23 protein-coding genes and 2 tRNA genes are annotated in these 25,492 nt (G+C 34.7%); 1 reads left to right on the top strand and 24 read right to left on the bottom strand.

All coding sequences use genetic code 11. The features are described 5' to 3' along the window. Window positions 1–15: 15 nt before the first annotated feature. From glmU to typA, 5 genes are all read right to left on the bottom strand, one after another. On the bottom strand, window positions 16–1,413 hold the full coding sequence (gene glmU / locus TDSAC_RS01150) for a bifunctional UDP-N-acetylglucosamine diphosphorylase/glucosamine-1-phosphate N-acetyltransferase GlmU (RefSeq protein WP_108308159.1): 1,398 nt from the start codon (window positions 1,411–1,413) through the stop codon (window positions 16–18). A gap of 226 nt (window positions 1,414–1,639) precedes the next feature. Then, window positions 1,640–2,866, bottom strand: a complete 1,227-nt coding sequence (locus TDSAC_RS01145) for an HD-GYP domain-containing protein (RefSeq protein WP_108308156.1) — start codon at window positions 2,864–2,866, stop codon at window positions 1,640–1,642. Between the two features lie 105 nt (window positions 2,867–2,971). Beyond that, window positions 2,972–4,123 (bottom strand): branched-chain amino acid ABC transporter substrate-binding protein, encoded by a 1,152-nt coding sequence (locus tag TDSAC_RS01140; protein WP_108308153.1) that lies wholly within the window; start codon window positions 4,121–4,123, stop codon window positions 2,972–2,974. Window positions 4,124–4,414: 291 nt separating this feature from the next. After that, window positions 4,415–5,473: an alanine racemase gene (alr, locus tag TDSAC_RS01135; protein ID WP_108308147.1), complete on the bottom strand. Its 1,059-nt coding sequence runs from the start codon at window positions 5,471–5,473 to the stop codon at window positions 4,415–4,417. 37 nt (window positions 5,474–5,510) lie between these two features. Then, window positions 5,511–7,304 (bottom strand): translational GTPase TypA, encoded by a 1,794-nt coding sequence (typA, locus tag TDSAC_RS01130; protein WP_108308144.1) that lies wholly within the window; start codon window positions 7,302–7,304, stop codon window positions 5,511–5,513. A 154-nt stretch (window positions 7,305–7,458) separates the two neighbouring features. Between typA and TDSAC_RS01125 the strand changes: the two genes are divergently transcribed. Then, window positions 7,459–8,778 carry an NCS2 family permease gene (locus tag TDSAC_RS01125; protein WP_108308141.1) on the top strand — a complete coding sequence of 440 codons (1,320 nt, stop codon included), beginning with the start codon at window positions 7,459–7,461 and terminating at the stop codon, window positions 8,776–8,778. A 7-nt stretch (window positions 8,779–8,785) separates the two neighbouring features. Here TDSAC_RS01125 and TDSAC_RS01120 read toward each other — a convergent pair whose 3' ends face one another. The 19 genes from TDSAC_RS01120 to metG form a co-directional block, all read right to left on the bottom strand. Next, the gene (locus TDSAC_RS01120; RefSeq protein WP_013755615.1) at window positions 8,786–8,995 is read right to left on the bottom strand and encodes a Sec-independent protein translocase subunit TatA/TatB; all 210 of its coding nucleotides are present in this window, start codon (window positions 8,993–8,995) and stop codon (window positions 8,786–8,788) included. Further along, window positions 8,996–10,357: a formate dehydrogenase accessory sulfurtransferase FdhD gene (fdhD, locus tag TDSAC_RS01115; RefSeq protein WP_108308139.1), complete on the bottom strand. Its 1,362-nt coding sequence runs from the start codon at window positions 10,355–10,357 to the stop codon at window positions 8,996–8,998. Then, a complete protein-coding gene (gene tatC / locus TDSAC_RS01110; protein ID WP_108308136.1) occupies window positions 10,345–11,064 on the bottom strand; it encodes a twin-arginine translocase subunit TatC in 720 nt (239 codons plus the stop codon). The genes fdhD and tatC overlap by 13 nt, the downstream gene beginning before the upstream one ends. Further along, the gene (gene selB / locus TDSAC_RS01105; protein WP_108308134.1) at window positions 11,065–12,945 is read right to left on the bottom strand and encodes a selenocysteine-specific translation elongation factor; all 1,881 of its coding nucleotides are present in this window, start codon (window positions 12,943–12,945) and stop codon (window positions 11,065–11,067) included. A gap of 20 nt (window positions 12,946–12,965) precedes the next feature. Beyond that, window positions 12,966–13,059 (bottom strand) — tRNA-Sec (locus TDSAC_RS08975). 48 nt (window positions 13,060–13,107) lie between these two features. Beyond that, a complete protein-coding gene (gene pfkB / locus TDSAC_RS01100; RefSeq protein WP_108308132.1) occupies window positions 13,108–14,037 on the bottom strand; it encodes a 1-phosphofructokinase in 930 nt (309 codons plus the stop codon). Window positions 14,038–14,077: 40 nt separating this feature from the next. Beyond that, window positions 14,078–14,152: transfer RNA gene (locus TDSAC_RS01095), tRNA-Gln, on the bottom strand. A 54-nt stretch (window positions 14,153–14,206) separates the two neighbouring features. Further along, a complete protein-coding gene (locus TDSAC_RS01090; protein ID WP_108308129.1) occupies window positions 14,207–14,623 on the bottom strand; it encodes an NIL domain-containing protein in 417 nt (138 codons plus the stop codon). Beyond that, window positions 14,620–15,774: a homocysteine biosynthesis protein gene (locus TDSAC_RS01085; protein WP_108308127.1), complete on the bottom strand. Its 1,155-nt coding sequence runs from the start codon at window positions 15,772–15,774 to the stop codon at window positions 14,620–14,622. The genes TDSAC_RS01090 and TDSAC_RS01085 overlap by 4 nt, the downstream gene beginning before the upstream one ends. Further along, window positions 15,767–16,999 (bottom strand): aspartate kinase, encoded by a 1,233-nt coding sequence (locus TDSAC_RS01080; protein WP_108308124.1) that lies wholly within the window; start codon window positions 16,997–16,999, stop codon window positions 15,767–15,769. The genes TDSAC_RS01085 and TDSAC_RS01080 overlap by 8 nt, the downstream gene beginning before the upstream one ends. A gap of 51 nt (window positions 17,000–17,050) precedes the next feature. Then, window positions 17,051–17,908 carry a homoserine kinase gene (gene thrB / locus TDSAC_RS01075; protein WP_108308121.1) on the bottom strand — a complete coding sequence of 286 codons (858 nt, stop codon included), beginning with the start codon at window positions 17,906–17,908 and terminating at the stop codon, window positions 17,051–17,053. A 14-nt stretch (window positions 17,909–17,922) separates the two neighbouring features. After that, window positions 17,923–19,074, bottom strand: a complete 1,152-nt coding sequence (apgM, locus tag TDSAC_RS01070) for a 2,3-bisphosphoglycerate-independent phosphoglycerate mutase (RefSeq protein ID WP_108308119.1) — start codon at window positions 19,072–19,074, stop codon at window positions 17,923–17,925. Window positions 19,075–19,121: 47 nt separating this feature from the next. Next, on the bottom strand, window positions 19,122–20,390 hold the full coding sequence (locus TDSAC_RS01065; RefSeq protein ID WP_108308117.1) for an MlaD family protein: 1,269 nt from the start codon (window positions 20,388–20,390) through the stop codon (window positions 19,122–19,124). A 34-nt stretch (window positions 20,391–20,424) separates the two neighbouring features. Further along, window positions 20,425–21,177 (bottom strand): ABC transporter ATP-binding protein, encoded by a 753-nt coding sequence (locus tag TDSAC_RS01060; protein WP_108308114.1) that lies wholly within the window; start codon window positions 21,175–21,177, stop codon window positions 20,425–20,427. Next, window positions 21,174–21,926 carry an MlaE family ABC transporter permease gene (locus TDSAC_RS01055; protein ID WP_108308112.1) on the bottom strand — a complete coding sequence of 251 codons (753 nt, stop codon included), beginning with the start codon at window positions 21,924–21,926 and terminating at the stop codon, window positions 21,174–21,176. Before TDSAC_RS01055 ends, TDSAC_RS01060 begins: the two co-directional genes overlap by 4 nt. Next, complete coding sequence (cutA, locus tag TDSAC_RS01050; protein ID WP_108308109.1) at window positions 21,926–22,267, bottom strand: divalent-cation tolerance protein CutA; 342 nt, start codon at window positions 22,265–22,267, stop codon at window positions 21,926–21,928. The genes TDSAC_RS01055 and cutA overlap by 1 nt, the downstream gene beginning before the upstream one ends. Before the next feature lie 7 nt (window positions 22,268–22,274). After that, window positions 22,275–23,069 (bottom strand): AmmeMemoRadiSam system protein B, encoded by a 795-nt coding sequence (gene amrB / locus TDSAC_RS01045; protein ID WP_199919832.1) that lies wholly within the window; start codon window positions 23,067–23,069, stop codon window positions 22,275–22,277. Window positions 23,070–23,131: 62 nt separating this feature from the next. After that, window positions 23,132–23,935 carry a TatD family hydrolase gene (locus TDSAC_RS01040; RefSeq protein WP_108308103.1) on the bottom strand — a complete coding sequence of 268 codons (804 nt, stop codon included), beginning with the start codon at window positions 23,933–23,935 and terminating at the stop codon, window positions 23,132–23,134. Continuing rightward, window positions 23,935–25,461: a methionine--tRNA ligase gene (metG, locus tag TDSAC_RS01035; RefSeq protein ID WP_108308100.1), complete on the bottom strand. Its 1,527-nt coding sequence runs from the start codon at window positions 25,459–25,461 to the stop codon at window positions 23,935–23,937. Before metG ends, TDSAC_RS01040 begins: the two co-directional genes overlap by 1 nt. Between the last annotated feature and the right edge of the window lie 31 nt (window positions 25,462–25,492).

Below are 25,492 nucleotides of genomic sequence, written 5' to 3'. Positions count from 1 at the left end.
AAACTACACATTTAATCACTTTTTCTTTTTGGTTTTCATGCTCTTAAAAACCTTCACCCATCCAGCTTTATTTACCTGAGAAGCTCTACCAATGCCGAGAGAATCTTCTGGCACATCTCTGGTAATAACTGAACCAGCCGCAATCATTGACCCTTTCGAAAGTTTAACTGGGGCAACCAATATCGAGTCGCTTCCCACAAATACATCATCCTCTATTGTAGTTCTATGCTTGTCAAAACCATCATAATTGCAGGTTATTGTTCCAGCACCAATGTTTACGTTTGATCCAACAGTAGTATCACCTAAATAAGATAGGTGTGAAACCTTAGAATTGCTCTCGATTTGTGTTTTTTTGAGTTCTACAAAATTTCCAATTCTAATATTATCATAAATAACAGTTTGTTCCCTTATATGTGAAAAAGGGCCAACACTTACATTGCTTCCTATTATGGAATTTCTTATAACACTATAGAAAACGTTACAATTATCGCCTATAGTTGAGTTTTCTATATTTGAGAAAGGTCCTATTGTTGAAGAACCAATTTTACTTTTTCCGTATATAACTGAAGAAGGCATAATCTTCGCACCAGAACTTATACTAACTTCAGGTCCAATCCAGGTTGAATTAATATCAAATATTTGAACACCATTATTTAAATGAACCTCAATTACGGATCTTTTTGCTACACCTTGTGCCTCCAAAAGATCCTTTTGTGAATTAACGCCTAATATCTCTTTCTGATCAAAGATTTCCATCGTACCAATCTTATGTCCATTTTTCAAAGCGATTTCCAACAAATCTGTAAGATAGTACTCTCCCTGGGCATTTACGTTCTCAATGTTATAAAGTAGCTTTAATAAAGCAATTTTTATGAGATATATGCCAACATTTATCTCATTTATCCTCAATTCATCATTTTTCGCGTCCTTTTCTTCAATTATTCTCAAAAAGTTGTTGTTTTTATCCCTGACTATCCTACCATAACCTTTAGGATCATCAACATTACAGGTAATAAAGGTAATATCATTATTTAATTCAGACATTTCACACAAATTTTTTATGGTATTTTGCTTTATTAATGGCATATCTCCAGGCATCACAAGAAAATAATCTTCTTCAGACAACACCTTTAAACTTTCATATGCACAAAGAAGTGCATGAGCAGTCCCAAGTGGTTCATTCTGAACTACATAGCTTATTTTTTCATCAGCGAAATACTGAGAAACAAGATCCTTATTTTTTCCAACTACTACAATAGGCTCACTATCTATCAAACCTCGAAAAGACCTCAAAACCCACCACAACATTGGCTTATCTAAAACAAAATGCAATACTTTAGGAAAATTAGATCTCATTCTTTTCCCTACGCCAGCACACAATACAACTGGATAAATCTTTTTATTATATGTCAAATTTATCACCTTATATATTATTTTTATAATTCATAAATATATCTTATATATTACATTGAATTATATCATTTCTAACATAAAAAAAGATCTGGTCCTAGCAGAAAATCAAACTTGGCAAACCTTTTAAGTTCACCTTTAGAATTAATTTGTCCTGTTATAGTCTAAGCACCCTTCCAAACCCATCAAAGATAGAAATTGTATTTCGCTTCCAGAAGGTTTTTCCCCATTATCTATTTTTATCAACCAGCTTCGCACTCCTCTTAAACTTTATTACTTTTTTCTTAACGTAACTTTTAGTAAATTTCTCAGTTTTATTATTCTCTTTTTCAAAATCCTTTAAGATATTTGAAATGTTTGAACCTTCATAATCAACAATTTTACCTGAACTATCAACCTGTCCTACAATAGTAAGATCCAAATGACTCTTAAGATCTATTATTGTTGGCTTATCAACATATTTCACCTGATTATTTTCAAGATAAGCATAAGTTTTCAAAATTGGTCTTAAAGGCAAATCGTTATTACAATCCTTTACCACACATATTTGATTATCAGACAACAAAACCAAAGTTCCGGGTGGGTATGGGACTACCTTTTTTAAAAAGGCTTTTAGAACGTCTTTATCAAAAGCACTATTGCTTAAAGCCATAATAAATTCTATTGCTTCATTTGGTAAATATGGCTTTCTATGAGGTAAAGGCGAGGTAAGTATATCGTATGCGTCAACTAGTGAAACTATTTTTGCATAAATTGTTATATCTTTTTCTAACAACCCTAATGGATAACCTTTACCATCAATTCTTTCGTGATGTTGATAAATTGATTGATTAACTATAAATGGAAACCCTGCCCTATTACACAAATCTCTTCCAAGCTTTGGGTGTTCTTTAATTCTATAATCTGGATTATCTGTAATATAACTTCCATTTAAAATGCTTTCGTCATCAATCAATGCCATACCAACATCATGCAGATATGCAATAATCATAAGAGTCCTTAACCTTAAATCGTTTAATCCCAATGCGGTACCCAATATACCAGAATATATACAAACTCTTGTAAGATGATCGAACAAAAATTCCTTATTGGTTCTAAGGTCATCAACTACTATTCCTGTCTTACTCTTTGCAAGCATATCGTTCATAACGTAGTCTATAGCATTTATAATTCTTTCAGGATTTATCATAGCAGTTCTTCTTGCGGTTTTAATTATCTCATTAGCCTCTTTTTTCATAAACATTTCAACTTTCTTCGATATTGCCTCAAGAGGAGTTATGTCTTCATATCCGGGAACAATGATAGGGATAAATTGCAAGCCCAATTCTTTAAGGTGTTTGATCATGCGCGAATCCAAAGGTATACCTTCACCTATAAGAAGCCTTCCCTTTGAATCCAGTACTGGAGAGCTCAATTTATAGCCATCTCTAAGTCTGTTTATATCAATCCTGATCAATTACTTCACCCACTAATAAGTTTTTAATTAATTCTAACTGTTTTTTTAGCCAAAAAAAAGATGGCGAATTACTCGCCATCTTTAAAAAAAAGTTAAATAGTCTCTCTAATCAACAGGTTGCCATTTTTCATCTTTAACTACAAACATTGTAAGAATCTTGTTTGTAGTATCGCCCTTGCTATCAAAAGATGTCTTTCCAAGCATCCCCTCAAAGCTTACAGTTGGCATGACTTTCAATACATCAGCTCTATCCGGTTTAGGTGCCTTTTCAAGAGCAGTAATTACTGCAAGAGCTGCATCATAACCAAAAAGTGCATATGGCCCTGGAGGATTTCCAAATTTCTTTGTATATTCGTCAATAAAAGCCTTTGCTCCAGGAATTTTCTCAATCGCTGGACCAACGTTACTTGCATAAGTGCCATTAGCATCTGCGCCAGCGATCTTTATGAAAGCAGGATCTTCTACTCCATCGCCACTTACAAAATCTATCTTATTCATCCCCAGAGACTTCATTTGTTTAACCATTTGGCCTGCCTCAGGGTACATTCCGCCAAAATAAATAACTTGTGGATTTAAGGATTTTATCTTTGTCAAAAGGGCAGTAAAGTCTTTGTCCCCTTGATTTATACCCTCTCTCATCAATATTTTTCCACCATCAGCTTGAAATGCCTTTGCAAATTCATCTGCAAGACCTTGACCATATGCTGTTTTGTCATCCAAAACAACTGCTGTATCCTTTTTCAATTTGTCCTTTACAAACTTTGCAGCAAAAGGACCTTGCATAGCATCGGTAGTACAAACTCTAAATACATTATTAAATCCCTGTTCGGTAAGTTTGGGATTAGTTGAAGAAGGAGAAACCATTACAAGACCTGCCTGATGATAAATAGCAGAAGCAGGTATAGAAGCTCCCGAGTTAAGATGCCCTATAACAGCCACTATTGATGGATCTGCAGCAAACTTTTGTGCTACTGAAACAGCTTCTTTTGGATCAGCTTTGTCATCCATCGCAACAAGTTCAAGCTTTTTACCATTAATCCCACCCTTTGCATTTATCTTATCGATGGCCATAAGTGCGCCATTCTTAAGATATGTGCCCATCTCAGCTTGAGAACCGCTTAATGGAGCAGCAAAGCCAATTTTTATAACGTTAGATTCACCTGCAGGTTTATTTTGTTGACCTGCGCATCCCGCAACTAGAAGGATACCAATTCCAATCAAAACAAAGAATAATCCATAAAGCCCAAAACGCTTCATTAAACAACACCCCTTCCTCTCATCAAATTATTGAAATTTTATAGCTATCTGACTATTATGTCAATTACCTAACATAAAGTCTTTTTATAACTTAAAAATACATTAAAAAGGAGATTTTAAAAAATCATTTTCTAAAATAATTAGAAAAATCAAAGTTTAGACAAAATTGAATTCTTCTAAAATTTTAATATTAAAGCGTAGAAGTCGAAAGGAATAACATTAGGATACTATTCCAGTATTATTAATTAAAATCAGCTACAACTTAATAAATTTAATTTATATTTATTAAAATCAAACGTAAACCCTTTTCATGCTCTCTCTGAACGAAACAAGGATCTCATGAGGAACAGTATCTATTGCTTTAGCCATGTCTTCTATTTTAAGGTCCTCATCTAATAAAATCGCCTCGTCGCCAACACGAACGTTGCTAACATCTGTTATGTCTAAAAAGGAAAAATTCATATTAATAGTTCCCCTTAATGGGCATATACTCCCCTTAACCTTAGCACTCCAATTGTTTGAAAGTGCTCTCTTCAAGCCATCAGCATAACCAATCGAAATCACTGCAATCTTTGAATCTTTATGAGCAGTATAAGAGTACCCATAAGACCAACTTTGTCCTGCGCTGATATCATGGATCTTCACAATACTGGCCTTCAATCTTACAACATTTTTTAAAACAAGACCATTAACATCAGAAGGCAAAACTCCATAAATTAAAAGACCACACCTGGGTATAAATTTTAGGGATTCAAGATTTTCTACAGTATTCTGAGAATTTGGTAAATGAACAATTAAGTCTTTATATTTTTCAGAAATCCTATCAAATATAATAAGTTGCTCCTGGGTAATGAGGTTCAAACCAAGAGGTAAATGTGAAAAAATCCCAATTATTTTTATATTAGGCAAATAACTTATTTTTTCTACAAAACTGTCCAGCTCTTCTGGCTTGACGCCAAACCTGTGCATACCTATATCAACCTTTACATGAACTCCTACAGTTTTACCACTCTTTTTTGCTATCTCAGACAAAAATAACGCCATATCAAATGAGTCAATAGCAGTAAAAACGTCATATTTTACACAAAGTTCAGCTTCTTCTTTAGAAAAAATAGGCACTATGAGAAGTAAATTACCTTCAAATCCAGAGTGTCTTAGTGTATACACCTCTTCTATATCACCAATAGCAATTAGATTTGCTACGTCTTTTAAAGCGTTGGCAACAGGGATAAGTCCCATTCCATAAGCATTACTTTTTATAACTGGTATTAAATCCTTTTTTGTGTATTCTTTTATTATTTTGTAATTTGATAAAATAGCATCCAGATCAATTTCCAACCATGGTTTCATTTTATCTCTCCTCTAAGATACTAATAATCTAAAATTTTTAACTCATTCTTGGATTCTTATTAAGAACCTTTTTTCTTAATCTAATACTTTTGGGAGTTATTTCTACCAATTCATCATCGTTGATATACTCTAGGGCCTGTTCAAGACTAAATATTCTTGGAGTATTGAGTCTAATAGCTTCGTCGCTAGTAGCAGAGCGGATATTTGTAAGGTGCTTTTTTTTACAGGGATTTACCCACAAATCTACATCTTTAGAATTTTCTCCTACAATCATTCCCTTATAAACTTCTGTACCTGGTACTACAAATAATGTTCCTCTGTCCTCAAGGTTTGACAACGCATATGAGGTAACTTGTCCGGTCTCCATCGAAACTAAAACACCATTTTGTCTTTGTAAGACATCTCCCTTATAAGGAGCATAACCATGAAATACATGATGCATGACACCTGTACCCTTAGTGCTAGTCAAAAACGTCGATCGAAATCCAATAAGCCCTCTTGATGGCACAATAAATTCAAGTCTTATATATCCTGCTAACTCTATCATGTTGGTTAGTTCCGCCTTTCTTCTGCCCAACAAATCCATTACTGTCCCCATATACTCTTTTGGCACATCTACAGTCAAAAATTCCATTGGTTCACACTTTTCTTTGTTTATTATTTTATTAATTACTTTTGGCCTTTCGACCTGAAATTCATATCCCTCTCTTCTCATAGTTTCAATTAATATAGACAGATGGAGTTCTCCTCTTCCACATACCTCAAATGAATCGGTTGAATCTGTTGGATTTACTCTAAGACTAAGATTAGTTTGAAGTTCCTTAAAGAGTCTTTCACTTAAGTGTCTTGAGGTTACGAATTCACCTTCTTGCCCTGCAAAAGGACTATTATTAACTGAGAAGATCATGGAAACAGTTGGCTCGTCAATATAAATGCCCGGTAACACTTCAGGTTCGTTGGGATCGGCAATTGTTTCTCCAATTTTAATTTCATCAATCCCACAAATTGCAATAATATCTCCAAAAATCGCTTCTTGAATTTCAACCCTTTTGAGGCCCTCATAAGTAAATAACTTGCTAATTTTAGCCTTTCTTTCTTCGTATCCATTTAGTACTAAAACGTTTTGTTTGTTTGCAATTTTTCCTCTCATTACCCTTCCTATAGCAATTCTCCCTATATATTCATCATAATCCAGCGTAGTCACAAGAACCTGAAAGGGTGCTTCAACATCTCCAGCCGGTATAGGGATTTCCTTTATAAGCGTTTCAAAAAGAGGGACTAAATTTGAACTATTTTCATCCATAGACAATTTAGCAATGCCTTGCTTTGCAGAAGTATAGACAACCTGGAAGTCCAAAAAAGACTCAGGAGCATCTAAATCGATAAAGAGCTCCAAAACTTCGTCTAATACCTCGTCAACTCTTTGATCAGGTCTATCTATCTTGTTTATTACAACTATAGGCTTAAGATCTTGTTCAAGAGCCTTTCTTAAAACATATTTTGTTTGAGGCATTGGTCCTTCAAATGCATCAACAAGTAACAAAACCCCATCCACCATATTCAAGATCCTTTCAACTTCTGCACCAAAATCAGCATGTCCTGGAGTATCTACAATATTTATCTTAATGCCTTTATAAAAAATCGATGTGTTTTTTGATAATATTGTTATTCCTCTTTCTCTTTCAAGGTCATTCGAATCGAGGATTCTTTCTACCACAGCTTCGTTGGCCCTAAAAACACCGCTTTGCCTTAACATAGCATCAACTAAAGTAGTTTTCCCGTGATCAACGTGTGCTATTATTGCAACATTTCTTATATCGTTTCTTAACAAGCTCTACCTCCAAAATTACTTATTTAAAATTTTAGATTAACATTTTAATTCACTTAAGAAATAATTTCTACAAAAATATTAAAACATATTTCTATTTAAGTTTTTTCACAAAGATGTAAAATATATAGATTATATTTTTTCGAGGTGAAAATTTATGATAGATCTGATGGAAAAAGTCTTTCATCTAAATTCTAGAAAAACAAACATCAAAATTGAAATTATTGCTGGTTTTACAACTTTCATTACGCTATCTTATATCATCTTTGTAAATCCAACAATACTTTCTCAGGCAGGCATACCTAAAGAAGCTGCAATTGGAGCAACAATTTATTCTACTATAATTGCAACACTTTTAATGGGTCTTTGGGCAAATCTGCCAATAGCTGTAGCGCCTGGCATGGGTTTAAATGCTTTCTTCACATATACTGTAGTAATAGGAATGGGACTACCCTGGGAAACTGCTTTAGGAGCTGTTTTTGTTTCAGGAATATTTTTCTTTATTTTAAGCATCACAAACATTAGAAAAGCAATCTTTATGGGCATTCCAACGGTTCTCAGGACTTCTATAGCAGTCGGCATAGGCCTTTTTATTGCCCTTATAGGTTTTAAAAATGCAGGAATAATAGTAGAAAACAAAGACACTTTGGTGTCTTTTGGGCATCTATTATCGCCTGGCGTTCTCGTTGCATTATTAGGATTGCTTATCACGGCAACTTTAATGAGCAAGGGCACAAAGGGCGCAATCTTAATAGGCATTCTTTTGACCACTTTGTTTTCAATAATATTTGGTATAACAAAAGCACCTACTTCAGTAAGTAACCTTATCTCTTTTTCTGTGCCAAACGTATCAGATACATTATTAAAAATGAATTTATTAGGAGCAATTCATTACGGAATATTGGGAATAATATTTACTTTTTCGATAGTAGAACTCTTTGATAATATGGGAACTCTTATAGGCCTTACCACAAAGGGAAAGATTATTGACAGAGATGGTAATATACCAAACTTAAATAAGGCTCTTGTATCAGACTCAATAGGAACCATGATCAGTGCAATTTTAGGCACTTCCACTGTTACCTCATACATAGAAAGTGCAGCTGGCATTGCAGAAGGAGGAAGGACTGGCCTTAGTGCTCTAGTCGTAGCATTATGCTTTGGACTTGCAGTAATTTTTACCCCTCTTATCGGAATAGTGCCTGCTGTCGCTACCTCACCAGCTTTAATAATGGTGGGCACCCTCATGTTTTCAGAAATTCACAGAATAGATTTTTCAGATTTGACAGAAAGCTTCCCCGCTTTTATGACGATTATATTAATGCCACTTTCTTTTTCAATCGCAAACGGAATTGCTGCTGGTTTTATATCTTACGTATCACTAAAAGCATTAGCTGGAAAATTTAAAGAGATCAACCTCGTTTCTTTAGTTATTGCAATCGCCTTTTTGATAAATTTTGTTTTAAGACTACATTAAAAGTTCTTTACTTTTTCTCGCTATCCTCAACCTTTGCGCTAATCTCTGTAGCATCTTTTTTCTCTTCCTTTTTGGGTTCTTGTGTAACCTCGTCCATTCCCTCTTTGAAAGACTTTATAGCCTTACCAACAGAATTTCCTAGTTCTGGCAACCTGCTTGGGCCAAACAAGATTAAAGCTATTACCAGAACAATAACTAACTCCTGGGTACCGATCATTTAAAACACCTCCAGAATTCTCTGTCTATTTGTATATATTTTACAACTATTCATTTTAGCATAACCAATTAGAGTAACATTAGAAAAATTACAAAAATCTATTGCAACGTTTGAGGCCGCTGTCATAGAAACAATAATTGGAATGCCAAAATAGATAGCTTTCATAGCCATCTCGGAAGAAACTCTTCCGGTAACAAACAAAAATACGTCGGATATCTCTTTTTCTAATGCCCAACCAATAGCCTTATCAACAGCACTGTGTCTGCCTATATCTTCACATAGAAAAAGAAGCGAATCCTTTGTGGAAAGCGCAGCAGCGTGTATCCCACCACTTATTCTATAAAGGTTATTTGTATGCAAAAAATCTCTCAACCTCTTAAAAATTGTTTCCAGACTAACTCTAAATTCGCTCTTTATTATTGGCAAATTTTGCTTTTTCATACTTCTAAAAGATTTGCCACCAAAGCAACCAGATGTGAGAATCATTTCTTGTTTGTTAAATGGGTATGCTAATTCTACGAATACTTTTTTATTTATTATCTTGATATCCTTAATATCATCTTTAGATGCTACTACTCCCTCACTGAACAAAAAACCCTTTATATATTCAGTCAAATGTGTCGGCGACAGTCTTGATGAGATAAAAAAATTATTATTAACATAAATATCTATCTCTTCTTCGCAAGGAACAAATATTTTTGACTCTTCTAATAAGCCATCCCTATAATTAGACACCTTTATTCTTTCCAAAGGGGATATATTTAAGTTCAGCTTTAGAATCTGTCTGGCATATTCTAGATCAGACGGAGTGTTTACGTTAAAAAACAAGAGCTCACAGTCAAAGCGATCTGACATCTCGTCTTCTTCTATTTTTTTCACTTTTACATCCGGATAAAAAGAAATTATTTTTCGTTCATTCTTTTTTAGGTGAACTTCAATAACATCAACAATTTTTTTGTCATATATTGCAAAGAGTGGTTCATAAGACCCTCTATAGACAGGTACTGTTACATCATAATCAGTTGATTGATCAAATAAATAAAGTGCAAAATTTTTGTTTACGAATGGCATATCACAACTCAAGATAAGCACTTTCTGATTTTTTGAATGTTTAAGAGCACTATGAATCCCCGCCAGTGGACCAGAGTCTTTATATATATCTGGAAACTTTTCAAGATTTAGAAAAGAATAAAGATCTTCTTTGTTAGTAATTAAAAATATATCATCTGAAATCGATGAAAGCTCTTCAATAATCCTTTCTATCATAGTCTTGCCATCAAATTCAACTAAAGATTTTTCCTGCCCCATTCGAGAACTTTTTCCACCAGACAAAATAGCTATGGAAAATTTTATTTTTTCCACAATCTTGCTATCCAAATAGTTATTTCATAAAGAACAACCAATGGAATTGCCATAGTACATTGAGTAAATACATCAGTACTGGGGCTAACTAGCATTGCAAGTATAAAAAAGCCTAGTATTGCTCTCTTTCTCTGAGAAGCAAGTTGTTTTGAATTTATTATGCCAAGTCTAACCAAAGCCAAAAGCACAATTGGCATTTCAAAAAGTAAACCAAAAATAAAAACAAACATAGAAACAAACGTTACATATTTGCCTATAGAAAACAATGGTTCAATTTCAGGCGCACCAAAACTCAGGAGAAACCTGATACCAACAGGAAAGATAACAAAAAACGCAAACAAAGAACCTGAATAAAAAAGCAAAACAGCAAAAATTATTCCAATCCACATTGTCTTTTTAGAAATAATTTTAGTAGGCAATATAAAATTTTTTGAGAAATAGAAAATTATATAAGGCCAGGCCAAATATATTCCCCCCATTAAACATAATTTCATCTGCGTCATAAACGCTTCGATAGGAGTAAGGAATATAAGTTTGCCTACTGGTTTTGAGATGTATTCCATAAAGTAGGGTATTGAAAAATAGGTTATCACAGCTCCAATTGCTATTAAAATTGCTGATATAAAGAACAAATTTCTAAAGCGCTTTAAAAGAATCCAAAAGGACTTATGAAGCCTTTCGATATCTAAATCCAGGTTATTTAGCACCTATAATTTCTTTCCTTTTTGTCTAATATTTCCAACTCTTTTAGTAAAACTCATCTTATCACAAAATTCAAGAAGAGGAATAGAAAACTTTCTCGTAGTATTTGTAAGTTCTTTAAAATCTGAAACGCTAAGTTCATTGTTCCTTTGAAAAAAATCTTTTAATAAATCAATCAACCTCTCTAAAGTTGAAGAGTGTATGTATATTTCAGGAGAAATAGAAACCTGTAAAATTTTTTGAGTTCTCTTAAGAATTGCTACTACGCTATTAAAAGCCTTTTTATCCTTGTATTTTAGGCTTATTTCATCGAGTGGCAAGACAGAAAACCCTAAATTCTTAATATCCCTCTCAACTTCATCAACCATTGACAGAACTTCATTAGAAACCCTTTCTTTTAATAAATATGTTTTGTCAACAAGATATCCTTTCTTTTTTGCATATTTGTCAATAATATTTTGAGCAATCGGAGAGTCTAACTTTTTTAATATCTCCTCCTTTGATATCTGAGTTTGAAAAGGATTTTTTGATTCTATTTCAAAGATAATATCTTCCAACTTTTCAAACAAGCTTTTCTGATAGTCATAGCTAAATAAATAAATCTTACCATCACTTTCAAAGGTGTTTAAGGAAGTTTCAGAAATAAATTTTTTAACGTACTCAGATTTATAATTAACTTTCTTTGCAAGATCGAAAAGCTCTACAATGCCCTTTCTTTCAACTACTTTAGAAATATTTAAACTCAAGTCTTTTTTGTCAATAATTGTCTTATCGTTCAAATATCCAGGTAAATCCTTTAACTTAACTTGTTCATTATCTAATATTACTCCTCCACCAAGCGTTTTTTTTGCTGATGGATCTCTTAAAATAAACTTATCACCTCTTACTGCACAAATAGGATTTTGGCAGGAGAGTTTTACAATGTATGACGTTTTCCCTTCTAAAAGATCATCATAAAGAGTTAGCCTACATACACTTGAAGACGAACCTACATATAAATGAACTCTTTTGTTGTTTTTAAGATTTTCATACGAATTTAAAATGTTCAAAAATCCTACAAATTTTGTAGATTCTTTATAATAATTCTTCTCAACAAGCACTTTCCCTCTTGTAACAAAACTTTCATCCAGAGTAGTATTAATATTTACAGCTAACCTCATACCAGTGTGACCTTCCTGAACCTTTCTAAAATGGCTTTCAAGATTTTTTACTCTGACAGTATCTTTAAATGGTAATATTTCTAAAGAATCACCTACCCTTATACTTCCAGAATAAACAGTACCAGTCACAACAAGCCCAAAGCCCTTAATTTTAAATTTTCTATCTATAAAAAGCCTGAAAGGCTTTTCGTTATCATCATATTCCTTTGAATAAAGAAGTTCTACCTTGTCATTTAATACTCTTAATATTTCATCAAACCCTTCACCCGTTACTGAAGAGGCACAAATTATAGGATTATTTTCCAAAAAACTACCTTTAACAAAATCTTTTATCTCTTCCTTTAGGTATTCTAGTAGTTCCTCATCAACTAAATCCTTTTTTGTAATAACGACCAAACCATCTTTAACTTCTAAAAGCTTTAATATTTCAAAGTGTTCTCTAGTTTGCTCTTTTATTCCTTCATCAGCTGCCACTACCAAAAGAGCAAGATCAACACCTGCCGAACCTACAAGCATATTATCAATAAACCGTTCGTGTCCTGGAACATCTACAATACCTAGTGTCTTTCCACATGGCAATTTTAAACTGGAGAATCCAATGTCAATAGTCATACCCCTGATTCTCTCTTCAGGGAAACGTTCAGTTCTTCTCCCGGTCAATCTTGCAATTAATTCAGTTTTACCGTGATCTATGTGGCCTGCAGTTCCTAAAATAAAATCTCTCATTCACCACTCGCATCAGATTTTGGCGGGAGAGTGAGGGAATCGAACCCACCCGGAGCCTTTCGACCCCACAGTGGCTTTGAAGGCCACGGCATCCACCAGGACACATACTCTCCCAAAAGATATTTTATCATAACAAAATTTATAAAAAGTTATTTATATATCTTAAACAATATCTCTGAAAGTTACATTTGGATAAATAGCTTCTACATCTTCAGGCAAACAAACTGCTGTACCTGGCCTCGTAGTAGTAGCTGTTCCAGCTGCCACGGCAAAAGCAAGAGCTTCTTTTAAACTTTTGCCCTCCTTCAATGCCAATACAAAACCTGCAACAGAGGAATCACCTGCACCAATGGTATTTTGAACACTAACAGGTGGAGGAAATGCCCAATATTCTTCTGTAGAGCTGATGCAAAGCATTCCATTTGCACCCATAGAAACCAATACTATACTAATTCCTCTCTTACAAATAGATCTTGCTTCCTGAGCAATTTCAGGTACATATTTAAGTTTTTTGTCTACCAATCTTTCTAATTCGTGAATATTCGGCTTTATTACATGAGGTTTACTGGAAAGACCAACTTTCATAGCTTTGCCATCAGTATCAAAAACCACTTTCGCACCAATCTCTTTGGCTATATCTATAAGTTTGTTATAAAAAGCTGGTTGAACACCAACAGGCAAACTGCCACTAATGATAACGTATTCAGGGTTAGAGAGATTTTGAATCTGTTTTATAAGCCTCATTAAATCTTGCGGCTGTATCTCAGGACCTATAGCATTAAAAAGAGTTTGAGATTTTGTCTTTTCGTCGTTTAAAACTATATTTGTCCTCGTGTTAGCAGAAATATAAGTAAAATTGCACCTTACGCCATCGTTAAGCAATCTGCCCTCAAGCTCTTCTCCAGAAAAACCACCAACGAATCCTAAGGCAACGTTATCGGCTCCAAAATTAGCAAGAACTCTGGAAACATCTATTCCTTTTCCACCTGCATAAGTAGCTTCACGAACAATTCTATTTGATTCGTCATACTTTATGTCTTCAACCCATATCTGTCTGTCAAGAGCTGGATTTAAAGTTATTGTGTATATCATCTTTCCCCCTTAAATTTTTAATTAAATTCAAAAAAAGAAATGGCTGGGGAGGGTGGATTCGAACCACCGGATGCTGGCTCCAAAGGCCAGTGCCTTACCGCTTGGCTACTCCCCAAACTCTAAGCATTAAATTATAACAAAATTTCTTAAATTCTTAAAGATGAAAATACTATAACTCTATCTTAAAAGCCCTTCTCGGACAGATCTTTACACATATACCACACATTACACACTTCTCTTTTATAAATTTAAGTTCATCGTTCTCATCAAGAACTAGAGCTCTGCTTGCACATACGCCAACGCAAAGTCCACAATTCACGCAAAGATCTTTATCGTGAAACAATTCCTTTTCAAGAGAGTCCACTCTGATCTTGTTACTCTGCAAATAGCTAATACCTCTTTCAAGTTTCCCCTTTTCGCCTTCAATCTCGAGCATCAATCTCCCCTCTTTTTCTGGAGATATCTGAGCTCTAAGAATATTAACCACAAGATCAAAGTCCTTTACGAGGTGATATGTAATCGGAAGCTCAGCGAGTTCAGGAGAAAAACTCAATATTAGTTTCTTTTTAACAATCTCTGTGCTCATCTTCTCCTTACCTCCAATGGCTTTACTATTCTATCCTTAGGCAATGGCTCTACTGGCTCACTTAAGAAAAACCTCTTTTCCAGGATCATCTGTTTCAAAACTGTAGCTATCTCTCTTGCCAGTGCCCACGAAGAGGTAGAACCTGTTGGTACCTTTCTTCCATGTATTTCAACAAAACCGCTTCTTAATTCCTGATAACTTACTTCTCTCACAATTGGTCGCGAACGCGAAGCAACAGAATAATCAACAATTACTGTTTTTATATCCTCATTGCCAAGAGATAACTGCTGCATCATATCTTCATCTATTACTGGGATAGGTATGCCTACTCCCATCATTAAAGATACTCCATAACCTTCAAAGTATGCCCCTCTAACATATCTTTTGTTCATAGCTTTCAAATTTCCAATTAAGGCGAGCGTACCAGCAGGTCCAATTGGCAAATTATTTTCATCTCTAGGTTTTGACGAATTGTGTTGAGTACCGTGCCACGCCACATAACCTATAGACCCGCCAAAAAAAATCCTCGTTCCTATACCTATTGTCCTATACTCAGGATCTTTGAGTAATGGAGACCACATTCCGCATGTAGCATAATTAACGTTGCCATATTTTGGCAAAAGCGCCCCCATATAGGTATATAGTCTTGTGTCAGAAGAGTTAGTTGCTGCAGCATAATTTTGATAGCAATTTCTTGGATTAAACATTATTGCTTCATTTATTTGATCAAGAGTTATCTTTGTATCTAAGTCTTTTTTAGGATAACAATCAGTACCAGTACCTGAAGCTTCAAGTCTAATTCTTTTACCTGACAAAAGATCTTCAATCACATGTGCACCGCCATATTCTGGATTTTCAGAAGATCTAGCAGTAGCACCAAGATAAGCATCAACTGCAGCAATATAACCATAAGCTGAAACTGAATTCAACTTTACAGTTTCCATCTTTAAAGGAGGCTCAGTGTGACCAAAATTTAAGAATACCCCGGATGAACACATAGCTCCAAAAGTTCCCGTAGTAACAATATCTACCTGTGAAGCAGCTTTTTTGACTCCCTCTTCTTTAACAAGATCATAAGCCTCTTTAGCAGTTAAAACTACAACCTCATCTTTACTAATCTTCTCGTTAATCTCCTCTATCGTTCTAATCACAAGAAAAACCCTCCTTATCAAGATTGAAGGCATCGTGAATAGCTTTAACTGCCTTTTTAACATCTTCTCTTGCAATTATACAGGATATCTTGATCTCTGACGTTGAAACCATTTGAAGATTAATATTTACATCGGCCAGAGCCTTAAACATAGTAGCAGCAACTCCTGGCCTATCTCCCATACCAGCTCCTACAATTGATACCTTTGCTACATTATCGTCATATACGACCCCTTGAGCTCCTATCTCTTTAGAAACCACTTTTAGAATCTTAAGAGCTTTAAGAAGATCTTTTAAAGATAAAGTGAATGCCATTTCAGTAAAATTCGTATCAGGAGAAATAGATTGTACTATAACGTCAACGTTAATATTTTCTTCTGCAAGACTTCCAAAAATTTTATACGCTATTCCTGGTCTATCAGGAACCTTTATTATGCCAACTTTTGCAACGTCCTCATCAAAAGCAATTCCTGTTACAACATTTCTATTTTCCATATCTGTCACCTCCCTAACTTCTGTACCTTGACAATCATCAAAACTTGAAAGCACTTTCAACACCACTCCATAGTGCTTAGCAAGTTCTACCGATCTGGGGTGCAAAACCTTTGCACCCAAAAGAGCTAACTCCATCATTTCATCGTATGTAACTGTCATTATTTGTCTGGCTTCCTTTACTACCCTTGGGTCTGTTGTAAAAACTCCCTTTACATCAGTATATATCTCACATAAATCAGCTTTTATAGCAGCAGCAATAGCAACAGCTGTAGTATCGGATCCTCCTCTTCCAAGTGTAGTTATAGAATTATCATCAGCAATACCCTGAAAACCTGCTACTACCGGTATTTTATCTGCATTTAAAGCATCTAACAATAATCTTGGATCTATTGATAATACTCTTGCTTTTTCATGTACACAACTCGTCCTTATATTTGCTTGCCAACCTGTAAAAGAGATAGCTTCTATACCTATTTCATTAAGTGCCATAACCATTAAAGCTATAGAAACCTGTTCTCCAGTGGAAAGCAAAACATCCATTTCTCTAGGAGAGGGATTATTCGTAATCTGACCTGCTAGAGAAACAAGATGATCGGTGGAATCCCCCATTGCAGAAACAACTACAACCACTTTATCACCGTTTTGAACAGATCTTTTGATAAGATTTGCAACGTGTTTAACTCTTTCAGGACTTCCAACAGAAGTGCCTCCGAATTTTTTAACAACTAGCAATAGGACATCCACCTCCAAAAATAAAATAATACATTATAACACTATGATATTTTACTTCAGATATACGTTCAAAAAATAATACTTTGCTTTTACTCCAAATTCTAGCCATTTATGCACAGCACCTTCGGGATCAAAGTCTTCCGGAACAAAAGCAAATATAGAAGGCCCTGCTCCAGATAAGGAGGCAAAATAAGCTCCATCGTTCATAATTTTGTTCTTTACCTCTATATAACCAGGGATCAAACTAGCGCGATAGTTTTCATGCAACCTATCGTGTATAGCGTATTTCATAATATTATATCTTTTGCTATATAGGGACTCCAAAATAATATTGGTTTGAGAAATATTTTTTATAGCGTCAGAAACCTTAACCTCACAAGGGACAACCTGTCTTGCTTTTCTGGTTTGAAGCGAAAAGTCTGGAACAAAAACAACACTTTTAGGGAACTCCCTTATAGAAGCCTTGATGGCCTTAAAGTTACCATCAGGATCGGTAAAAGATATAGTTAACCCACCCAATATTGTGGGAGAAACGTTATCAGGATGACCTTCTATTGAGGATGCCAGAGCAATAAGTTCTTGATCGCTCAATCTAATAGAATGGGCAAATGAAACAATTTTTAATATACCTACTATCAAGGAAGCGCTGGAACCCAAACCTTTTCCTATTGGAATTTTGCTATTTACATTCCAGGTTAAACTTTTAGGTTTTTCTATTGAAAGTATTTTGTGAACTTTAGATTCGATATTTAATAGTGAGTTCTCAAGATGTCTTGGAAGATTGATGACTTTCCTGAGCCCAAACCTTGCCTCAATCTCTAAAAACAGTTCTAAAGAAAGTCCAAACACATCGTAACCTGCACCCAAATTTGAAGTGCTACAAGGTATTTTTTCATAGAATCTGTCCATTATAGCACCTATAGTTAAGAGATTAACTCTTCTAATAATTTGTGACCAACAATAAATTTTGAACCTGATGAAAAGGATTCTGTAAATCTTGTGTTTTCTAGTTTACCCTTATAAGATCTATCATAAAAGAGTACTGGCACATCGCCATGTTTGTGAGTTTTTATGTCACAAGAGGTTAGATGATCAGAAACTACGAGAATCTTTTCGAATAATGATAAATTATTTAAAATAACTGAAAAAAACTCGCTATCTATCTTTTCAAGAGCAGATATCTTTAGAAAGGGGTCTCCTCTGTGAGCGCATTCGTCAGGAGCTTCAATGTGGACCATAACAAAGTCATAATATCTTGAAGCCTCAACTGCACCGTAAGCTTTACCTATAAAATTAGAATCAATAAAACCAGTTATATTATCTACTTTAACTGGTTCTAAACCACACAAGATCCCCAAACCATTTATAAGATCCACAGCACTTATAACGGCACCTCTAAACCCAAATTTATCTTTTAACTTCGGCAAATTTACAACTCTTCCACCACCCCATGGCCACACCATGCTTACTTTTAAATCTAAATTACCAGAAACATAGTCCCTAAAAACTTTTATAGAGTTATTTATTAAGGCTTTTAGCTCTTCACAATCTGGTAAATAATCTATATATTCTAAGCCTAGAATATCGTGTGGAGGAGTAAGCTTTGCATTCAGCCAAATCTCATCACCCACAAGAATGTGCCTGTAGCTCACTCCTGGATAAATTTCAGCATTAATGTTACCTAAAATATGTTCTCTTGTTTCAACAATTAACCTTCTCGCAACTTCTGTCTTTATATGTCCAGCAGAATGATCTAACATTACTTTGTCAGAAGCATACACTAAGTTTAACCTAAACGCTGCCATACCTTCTTTAATTTTCAATCCAAGGCTTGCAGCCTCAAGAGCACCTCTTCCAGTATAATATTTAATCGGATCGTATCCTAATATGGCCATATTAGCTACTTCGGATCCACAAGGAAGGCTTTTGGGAACAAAGTTGGATCTAAAAGTTCTACTCATTTTAGCAATACAATCCAAATTGGACATCTTTGCAACTTCAAGGGGAGTTCTATTATCCAAGATCCTTAGCGGCTCTTCAGCACTACCATCTAAAACAACCAGTAAAAAAGCCAAATTATGCCTCCATCATTTTAAATATTTATAGAATTTAATAATTATAATTAATTATCAAATTTATATCTTACTCCGCCCAGCACTTCTCTATCACTTCTGGTAAGGTCTTTGAGATACATTAAAAGATCAACGTCTTTAGTAATTGAATACGATAAAATGCTATCAAGAGTAGTACGCTTTGGATCGTATATTTCACTTTCAACACCAAATCGACCGTAGTGTACATCTAAACCTGCTCCAAGGTGGGAGTTCATGTATCCAATACGAACGTCTAAATTATCATTTATCTTCTGCCCTGCTTGAGCATCAACTTTAGTTTTGCCGCCAGAATCCCTTACTCCAAATCTATAGAATCTGTCTCCAGGCGGATGTATGTCTAGAAAGAAAGCTCCCTCTCTTCTGTCTTTAGGACCACTAAAAACTCTTACTTGTGGAGTAATCTTTGTATTAGCAAGATAATCCAACACTTTCTTTGATCTTTCAGTAATTTCGCTAGCATTTGTAATAGTTTGTTTTATCTCTTCTTTGGTTTTTTTATCCTTTACAATATCATTTAGATTGGAAGCCAGGTTTGCAACGTTTTTAGATGCCTCATTAATATTCAACAACGCGCTTTTTATAGAGGGAAATAGCTCAGGATCCGATACTCCCTTATCAATATTTTTTGATATTGCCAGAAGATACTCAGAAAAACCTCTTAGATTGCTAATAGTTTGATTTACGTCGGATTCGTTTTTATAAGCTAAATCGCTTAAAACCCTTGTAAACCTGTCTATATTTGTTGCTATAGAAGATGCAAGGAAAAGCGTTTTCTTTATTGATTCTTTGGACTCTGGGTTCAAAAGAGTATCGTGAAGATCTTTTGTAAGATTGCTAACCCTTACCAGCAAAACACTTGTTTCGTTCAGAATATCTTCATAGGTAGGAGGAGAAGTGCCAATTACTGTAGCCCCATCAGTTAAATATTCTTTGGTTATAGACTTTGGTGGGGTTATACTTATAAACTTGTCCCCTACCAAACCGTAAGTTCCTATTGAAAAATAAGAACCTTTAGGTATTAGAATATCTTTTTTTATCAATATTACAGTTTCGACGCCTTTATAAAGAGTAGGAGTAATCCTTTTAATTCTGCCAACTTTAACGCCCATATAATAAACGGGCGCATCAACCGAAAGACCGCTTACATCAGGAAAATATGCAACTATTCTATACATCGGCTTTAGGAAATCGCTTTGGAACCACAAAATAGAGCCCGCAAGCAAAATTAATGTAGCAAGTACAAATATACCTACCTTTACAGCTTTACCTTTTTCCAAAACTCTCTCCCTTCAAAACTCATTATTACCTTAATTAAGTATTATAATTGAAAAATATCTTTTTACCCTCTGGACCCAAAAAGGTTTGGACAAAAGCGTTATCAAATTTTACAAAATCCCTAGGTTCACCATCAAATAATATTTTCTTGTTATCTAAATAAATTATCCTTTCAGCCAATCTAAATGCAGTTTGAAACACATGGCTAACAATTAATATAAGAGCTCCTGTTTGCTCTTTAAGATTTCTAATTAAATCTTCAATAATTCTGCTCGTATGAGGATCAAGCCCTGTTGTTGGCTCATCAAATAAAACTATTTTTGGTCGATATACAATTGTCCTTGCAATTGCTACTCTTCTTTGCATGCCACCTGAAAGTTCTGATGGATACAGATAAGCGCTATCTTCTAAACCTACAAACTTTAAGGCCTCAAGGGATAAAGAATCAATCTCTTCTTTAGATTTTAGTTTATGTTCTTTTAAAAAAAATGATACATTATCGATTACGTTTAAAGAATCAAATAAGGCTCCAGCTTGAAATACCATACCCATATTTTTTCTAATTTCAAATAGCTCTTTATCAGAAATTTTTGTAATGTTGTTGCCCATAATCTCAATTATTCCAGAATCCGGTTTCATAAGTCCTATCATAAGTCTTAAAACAGTACTCTTTCCACAACCCGATGGTCCCATGATAACTGTTATTTTGTTGTCTGGTATAAAAAAGCTTATATCTTCAAGAACAGTTCTCCCCCCAAAACTCTTAAAGACGTTAGAAAATTTTATCATCGTGAGAACATTACCATTGAAAGGAAATAATTAAAAACAAAGATTAAAATTAAAGAAATAACGACAGAAAGCATTGTAGAATTTCCGACACCTCTAGCTCCAGCCTTTGTTCTTAAACCTATAAACGTCCCAATAAGTGATATAATACAACCAAATATCATAGCCTTTATAAGGCTTGCTTCAATGTCCCAAACTTTAACAAGAAACTTTATAGATTCCACAAAGGATGAAGGTATAACTCCACCGTAATAAACAGCAACAAAATATCCACCTATAACTCCTGCTAAGTTTGCAATAACAGTTAAGAGGGGCAACATTAACATACAGGCAAAAACTCTTGGAGCAACAAGATAAAAAATTGGATCAACCGACATGGATAAAAGGGCATCAATCTGCTCAGTAACTTTCATTGTACCTATTTCAGCAGCCATAGCAGAGCCAACTCTTCCCGCAACAACAACCCCTGTTATCATCGGACCTAATTCTCTAATTATTGCGATACCTACTACTCCGCCAACAACAGAACCAGCCCCATAAAAGACAAATTCTCTAGCAGTTTGGATGGAAAACACCATGCCCACAAAAAGGGAAGTAATAAACACAATAGGTACAGATTCTACTCCAATCATAAAACACTGATCCAAAAACAAAAAAAATCTAAACCTTACAGTTAATAAAGCAACAATGGATCTGAAGAATAGATAAGATAGTTGCCCTACATCAGAAAAAAATTCGATAAAATAATTCATCAGCCCATTAGGACCTCTCTCATCCAGGATAGATATCGTACCTCGACGTCTTCTAACTTTAGAAAAATTATTTCAGGCGTATCATATGGATGATTTTCTAAAACTAAAGTCTTAAATTTCTCTTTCAAAGATAAAAATGTTTTTACAATCAATATATCTTCTGTATCTTCTACTATTGTACCTTGCCAAACATAAATTGATTCTACATATTTACAAATATTTACACAAGCAGCAACCTTTGACTCAATTAATTTTCTCGCAAGAACTACAGCATCTTTCTCTGGAGCAGTTATTATTGCTATACAAGGTTTATCTCTTGAAATCTTTTTTAAACCTCTCATGTTTCAATTATTCAAACAAGATGCCTGTATAACCCACTACCTGAGTATAATCCATATTCACATCACCAGAAGTCCTGTGTTCTAAAAGTTCGGCCTTAGTAGCTCCCAATTCTTTTAATATTGTCAAACCAAGAAAGCAGGACCATGCTCCACACATAGAAACGTCTTCTTCATAAACAGTCCTAAGCAAGCCCCTTGAATCTAATGACATCAAATTTTTAATTACTTTCTCATCCTTTTCCATTGTTATCTCTTGCGGCTCATGATGATTCAAATCGCTACTCATAACCACGACAACAGATTTATTGGATTCTTTAAGTACACTTGCTATACATTTTCCTGTTGAAGAAAGAATCCCCTCTGAAGTCGTAGAAACAGCAATAGGTAAAATCTTTGCTTTAGGACAGACGTATTTTATAAACGGAACCTGAACCTCAAGAGAGTGCTCATTCGCATGAACTCTCTCATTTAGATGGATAAATTCACAATGATGGAGTAAAGATTCCCCCAAATCCCTATCAGGCATAACCTCGCCAAGTGGAGTGGCCCATGAAGTTTGTGATAAAAATATTCCATCAGATTCCATTGAATGTTTTGGGCCAACAAGTAAAAAAGTATCTGGGCACTCAATTGAAGAGTAAACTTTCCCTGCAATAGAACCAGAAAAATTATATCCCGCGTGAGGTACCACTGCTCCTTTTACTTTTCTTTTAGGAACGTCTAATATGACTTCGGACATAAACTTCAACAAATCGCTTTCTCTAAGCGGATAAAAGTATCCAGAAACATAAGCTGGTCTCAACTTAAAACACCTCCTTAGAAAGTTGAAAAACATCATATAAGTTACAAAAAAATTCTTTTTACTTAATAGTTAATAAGGCCTTTATCCTTAAAATGCCTTAATTTAGGAAAAGCGTTCAATAAATTTTCAAATAAAATAGCCTTCAGATCGTTAATTTCTATATTTTTTATCTCTGATAAGGCCCTTACAACCTCCTTTACATTTACAGGTTCGTTTCTTTTCCCTCTAAAAGGTACTGGAGCAAGAAATGGCGAATCGGTTTCGGACAAAATTCTTTCAATTGGAGTCTCAAAGACTACGTTTCTCAACTTATGAGAATTTGAAAAAGTTATTGGACCTGCAAAAGATATAAAAAAATTCATAGACACTACTTTTTTCATAGTATCAACAGAACCAGAGAAACAGTGAAACACTCCACCAATTGAGTCAGCATTAAACTCTTCTAATATGTCAATAGTATCCTTTGTTGCCTCTCTCATATGAATAACTACTGGAAGCCCTACTTCCCTTGCCAGCGCAAGCTGCTTTCTAAAACAGTTTATTTGAGATTCTCTCGGAGAATAATTATAGTGATAATCAAGTCCGATTTCACCGATAGCTAAAACGTTTTCAAAGTAAGTTAAATCCTTTATTGCATTATAAAAATTTTCGTTAAAAAATTTTGCTTCATGGGGATGAAAACCAACAACAGCAAAAATTTTGCCCTTGTATTTATTGGATAGTTCTACAGATTTAAGCGAGGTTTCAAGATCCGATCCCACATTAATCATCAAACCTATTTGTTCGTCAAAAGCTCTCTTTATAACATCCTCTCTGTCAGAATCAAACGATTCGCTCTCAAGATGTAGATGACTATCAAAATACATCAGGTTTCTAGCCTCTTGAAAATAGGCTCACCCTTTTCAACTTTGCAAGGCAAAGGCAATAACCCCCAACTAAATTCAGACCAGGAAGGTTTTTTATATATAGAAAGTCTTCTTAAAACATCTTTAGATATTGTGGGCATAAATGGATATAGAGCAATAGAAGAAAGTCTTATTATCTCAAAAACGTGATAAAAAGTGCTTGCAACCTCTAAATCAAATCCTCTTTCCTTAAAGGATCTCCAGGGGGCAGTTTGGTCCAAAAATTTATTTGCACCCTTAATTAATGTCATTATCTCCTCAAGTACAAAGCTGAAAGAAAGATTGTCATAATACCTTTCAATCCTTTCCTTCATACCATCAAAAATAGCCCTTAAATTTACAAAACTCTCTTTATTAAAAAACTTATCTGCTTCAGTTAGAGAGCTATTATTATATCTTTCAAGCATTGATGCAGTTCTATTTAAAAGATTTCCAAAGTCATTAGCAAGATCGGCATTTAATATCTCCTTTAGACTTTTATAAGAAAAATCTCCATCCTGTCCAAACGGCACTGCTTTCATCAAAAAGTATCTCATAGGATCTACTCCAACATCTTTCGATAAAGCCCATATGTCAACCACATTCCCCTTAGATTTTGACATCTTTTCCCCCTCCATAGTCCACCAACCATGGCCAAAAACCATTTTTGGCAATGGAAGTTTCGCACTCATCAACATAGCAGGCCAGATTACCGCATGGAAACGAACAATTTCTTTACCAACCACGTGAACATCAGCAGGCCATATTCTTTTAAATTTCTCTTCATCTTCTGCAAATCCAGCAGCAGTAAGATAGTTTAATAGCGCATCAAACCAAACATATATTACATGTCCTGGATCATCAGGAACCTTTATCCCCCAGGAAAATTTGCTTCTCGATATAGAAAGATCCTTTAAGCCCTGCTTTACAAACTGAATCACTTCATTCCTTCTAAAATCGGGCATAACAAATTTTTTTTTGTTGTTGTAAAGATCTAAAAGTGGCTCTGTATATTTTGAAAGCCTAAAAAAATAGGATTCTTCCTCCATCCATTCTACCTCTCTGCCACAATCAGGACATTTCCCATTCACAAGCTGTTCATCTGAAAAAAAAGTTTCGCATGGCACACAATACCATCCGGAATACTTTCCTTTATATATATCTCCATTGTTGTTAACAATTTGCCAGAATTTAGCAACCGCTTTATAATGCCTTTCTTGTGTTGTCCTTATAAAGTCATCGTTAGAAATATTAAGGGCAAACCACGCATCTTGAAAAATTTTGGCAAATCGATCTACGTATGATTTTGAATCTGAAGAGCTTTCTTCTGCAGCTTTCTGGATTTTCTTACCGTGCTCGTCTGTCCCAGTTAGAAAAAAAACATCTCTTCCTTCCAGCCTCCTGAATCTTGCAAGTACATCACATGCCACAGTCGTATAAGCGTGACCTATGTGTGGTCTATCATTTACATAATATATTGGGGTAGTAATGTAGAAAGATTTTGCCATTTTTGCCTCCTTAAAGTAATATAAATATTAT

The sequence above is a fragment of the Thermodesulfobium acidiphilum genome (assembly GCF_003057965.1).
GTDB lineage: Bacteria > Thermodesulfobiota > Thermodesulfobiia > Thermodesulfobiales > Thermodesulfobiaceae > Thermodesulfobium > Thermodesulfobium acidiphilum.
This window is presented reverse-complemented; position numbering and strand designations above follow the sequence as displayed.